Source organism: Microcoleus sp. OTE_8_concoct_300, assembly GCF_031383065.1.
In the GTDB taxonomy this organism is placed as follows: Bacteria; Cyanobacteriota; Cyanobacteriia; order Cyanobacteriales; family Microcoleaceae; genus Microcoleus.
Map to the genome: position 1 here is coordinate 1 of NZ_JANMZH010000951.1, position 1,189 is coordinate 1,189.

2 protein-coding genes are annotated in these 1,189 nt (G+C 48.9%); both read left to right on the forward strand.

The features are described from left to right. Nucleotides 1-215: 215 nt before the first annotated feature. Nucleotides 216-605: a hypothetical protein gene (locus ACUVJL_RS40335; RefSeq protein WP_445250958.1), complete on the forward strand. Its 390-nt coding sequence runs from the start codon at nucleotides 216-218 to the stop codon at nucleotides 603-605. 77 nt (nucleotides 606-682) lie between these two features. Continuing rightward, nucleotides 683-928, forward strand: a complete 246-nt coding sequence (locus tag ACUVJL_RS40340) for a POTRA domain-containing protein (protein WP_445250959.1) — start codon at nucleotides 683-685, stop codon at nucleotides 926-928. Nucleotides 929-1,189: the final 261 nt, after the last annotated feature.

The window sequence follows — 1,189 nt, forward strand, 5'->3', positions numbered from 1 at the left end:
GAATGTCTCTTGATGTAGTCCACAGTACCGTTTAAAGTCGGCGGGGTTTAACTTTTGTACTTGTTCGTAATTCATCTTATGGGAGCTAATTATTTCTTTTATTTTACCTAGAACGAGCGCACTTTCGCAAGAGGTCTAGTAACTTTATTCTTGGCAATTGCCTCGGCCGCGCCCGATCGCAAGTGCAAATAACTATAAAATATTGCTAATAAGTCATGCCCGTGCAACCTTCTAGAGGCTTTTGTAAAATCAAGTTTTTCCAGGCATTAGCACTTGGTTTTTCAATAGCAGGTATTTGCCCCGCACTGCTAGCAGCTCAAAGTGTTTGCGAGTCGATGGTGGCTGCCGACTCAGGGGTGCGAGCGCCAATTTTTAATGATAATTTACCCAATCAAGAAACAGCAGACGATCGCGATCGGCTTCGTGATTTATACTCGGGTTCAGAATTAGATACATACAGTAAAGAACCAGAAAACAACATCCCGGAGTTTGATCTATCGACCCAAAGTGAGGCAGAAACTCTCGCTCACTTGCCGAACCGAGGAGAAAACAGACAAGAATTTCCCATTCCCAACCCGCTGCCGCGAAATCTGCCTCGCCTCTGAGAACCCGCGCCCGCAGCGCCTTTGCCGGAGGCAGAACAGCTTTTGTCGCCTGTTGGGCGCTGGCACAGCCAGCAGAATTGCCCAACATTCCGGGTACGATAAAGGTCGATCGATTTGAAGTAGTTGGCAGCACGGTCTTTAGCAAGCAAGAATTAGACGCCACACTCAAAGACTTTGTAGGCCGCCTGCTCACTTTCGCTCAACTGCTGCAAGCTGGTTCTGCTGTGAGCCAACTCTACATCAGCAAAGGTCTTGGCGGTGCGATCGCAGTTCACTCTGGGAGTGGGAGCATTTGGCGCTACGGTGAGCAGCAGCGGCCCTGACAGTCAATTTTGGGCCTGGCGCGGTCAATTGCAGTACGTGCGGTTGTTGGCTCCCAAGAGGCGGATGGTGGTGCGATCCCAGGTGCAGTTGGCTGGAGGTGAGCTTTTGCCGATCAAACAATTCGGTATAGGCGGCTCGGATACAGTAGACCTCTTGCAAAAGTCCTTTTCATAAATTTATTGGACGGGCAAGATTGCCAACCCACAAAAAAAAAAAAATGTTGTTGGGTTGGGCTAATGGCCGGGCGAGTTATTTTTTTA

Excerpts from the sequence above, each read along its gene's own strand:
- ACUVJL_RS40335 (WP_445250958.1), top strand. The coding sequence starts at position 216 with ATGCCCGTGCAACCTTCTAGAGGCTTTTGTAAAATCAAGTTTTTCCAG.